The organism is Streptomyces sp. NPDC058045 (assembly GCF_042885635.1).
In the GTDB taxonomy this organism is placed as follows: domain Bacteria; phylum Actinomycetota; class Actinomycetes; order Streptomycetales; family Streptomycetaceae; genus Streptomyces.
The window spans coordinates 1-1,839 of the sequence record NZ_JBHVRR010000113.1 but is presented as its reverse complement, the minus strand read 5'-3'; the positions used below and the strand labels follow the sequence as shown (position 1 = coordinate 1,839).

Annotated in this window: 2 protein-coding genes; both read left to right on the top strand. The window is 66.6% G+C overall.

Annotation, left to right across the window (positions count from 1 at the left end):
- Positions 1-4: 4 nt before the first annotated feature.
- Positions 5-790 (top strand): electron transfer flavoprotein subunit beta/FixA family protein, encoded by a 786-nt coding sequence (locus ACFVST_RS29270; protein ID WP_390156623.1) that lies wholly within the window; start codon positions 5-7, stop codon positions 788-790.
- Between the two features lie 77 nt (positions 791-867).
- A complete protein-coding gene (locus ACFVST_RS29265; protein ID WP_390156622.1) occupies positions 868-1,830 on the top strand; it encodes an electron transfer flavoprotein subunit alpha/FixB family protein in 963 nt (320 codons plus the stop codon).
- Positions 1,831-1,839: the final 9 nt, after the last annotated feature.

Sequence of the window (1,839 nt, the reverse complement as noted above, 5' to 3'; positions counted from 1 at the left end):
CGGCGTGAGCTTGAGGATCGTTGTCACTGTGAAGTATGTGCCGGATGCGACGGGGGATCGGCATTTCGCCGGTGATCTGACGTTGGATCGCGATGATGTGGACGGTCTGCTCTCGGAGTTGGACGAGTACGCGGTCGAGCAGGCTTTGCGGATCGCGGAGTCGGTGGATGATGCCGAGGTGACCGTGGTGACGGTGGGTCCCGAGGATGCGAAGGACGCGCTGCGTAAGGCGCTTTCGATGGGTGCGGACAAGGCGGTGCATGTCGAGGACGAGGATCTGCACGGCTCGGATGTGATGGCCACCTCGCTGGTCCTGGCCAAGGCGGTCGAGAAGGCGGGCTTCGATCTGGTGGTGTCGGGGATGGCGTCGACGGACGGTTCGATGGGTGTGGTGCCGGCGTTGTTGGCGGAGCGGTTGGGTGTGCCGCAGGTGTCGTTGTTGTCGGAGGTGTCGGTGGCGGGTGGTGTGGTGTCGGGTCGTCGGGACGGTGATGCGGCGTCGGAGCGGGTGGAGGCTGCGTTGCCGGCGGTGGTGTCGGTGACGGATCAGTCCGGTGAGGCGCGTTACCCGTCGTTCAAGGGGATCATGGCGGCGAAGAAGAAGCCGGTGGTCTCCTGGGATCTGTCGGATCTGGGTGTGGAGGCGGATGAGGTGGGGTTGGAGAACGCGTGCACGGTGGTGGAGTCGGTGGCGGAGCGTCCGGCGCGTACGGCGGGGACGATCGTGAAGGACGAGGGCGAGGGCGGTAGGCAGCTCGCCGAGTTCCTCGCGGGCCAGAAGTTCATCTGAGGACGGCAGTCCGGTTGAGGTCAGGGCCCGTTGGTGGGTTTCAAGTCCGTCTGAGTCAGTGGGAGTGGGGAGTAGTCATGGCTGAAGTTCTTGTCTTTGTCGATCATGTGGATGGTGCGGTTCGCAAGCCGACGCTGGAGTTGCTGACGTTGGCGCGTCGGATCGGTGAGCCGGTCGCGGTCGCTCTCGGTTCGGGTGCGGGTGACACTGCTGCGGTGTTGGGTGAGCATGGTGCGGTGCGGGTGTTGACGCATGAGGCGTCGGAGTACGGCGAGTTTCTGGTGGTGCCGAAGGTGGACGCGCTCCAGGCCGCGGTGGAGGCCGTCGCCCCGGTTGCGGTGCTGGTGCCGTCGTCGGGTGAGGGGAAGGAGGTCGCCGCGCGTCTGGCGTTGCGGATCGGGTCGGGTCTGATCACGGACGCGGTGGACGTGGAAGCGGGGGATGAGGGGCCGGTGGCGACGCAGTCGGTGTTCGCCGCCTCCTACACCACCAAGTCCCGTGTCTCCAAGGGCGTTCCTGTCATCACGGTCAAGCCCAACAGTGCTCCCGTCGAGCCGTCTGCCGCCGCGGGTGCGGTTGAGGAGCTGGCGGTCTCGTTCTCGGAGCAGGCGACCGGTGCCAAGGTCACCTCGCGTACGGCGCGGGAGTCGACGGGGCGTCCGGATCTGACGGAGGCGGCGATCGTGGTTTCCGGTGGGCGCGGGGTCAACGGTGCGGAGAACTTTACGGTCATCGAGGCCCTCGCGGATTCGCTGGGGGCTGCGGTGGGGGCTTCGCGGGCGGCGGTGGACGCGGGCTGGTATCCGCACTCCAACCAGGTCGGCCAGACCGGTAAGAGTGTCTCCCCGCAGCTGTACATCGCCTCCGGTATCTCCGGCGCCATCCAGCACCGCGCCGGGATGCAGACCTCGAAGACCATCGTGGCGGTCAACAAGGACCCCGAAGCCCCCATCTTCGACCTCGTCGACTACGGCATCGTCGGCGACCTCTTCACCGTCCTCCCCCAACTCACCCAGGAGATCACCACCCGCAAGGGCTGACCCCCACCA